This is a genomic window from Psychromonas aquatilis, assembly GCF_038155185.1.
Taxonomy (GTDB): Bacteria; Pseudomonadota; Gammaproteobacteria; order Enterobacterales; family Psychromonadaceae; genus Psychromonas; species Psychromonas aquatilis.
On record NZ_JBAKAZ010000387.1, the window covers coordinates 1 to 215 of the forward strand.

The 215-nt window shown below is 45.1% G+C and carries 1 protein-coding gene; it reads left to right on the top strand.

The genetic code is table 11. From position 1 onward, the window contains the following. The coding region (locus tag V6256_RS15910) for a hypothetical protein (protein WP_341599178.1) at positions 1-215 on the top strand (215 nt) is incomplete at both ends.

Below are 215 nucleotides of genomic sequence, written 5' to 3' on the forward strand. Positions count from 1 at the left end.
AGACTATCCTCCTCATACGATTAAGAAGGTGGCGCCTGCAGGTGCTGGCGGTGTATGGTATTTAACTTTTCGTACTGTTGCTAAATCGTTAAAAGATACGGGGCTTGTTGATGCCAATATGCCTGTAGTATATCGCCCTGGTGGCGGTGGTGCTGTAAATTTATCTTACATGCTAACTCAAGTGGGTAAAGGCGATCTCATCTCGGTTTATTCAC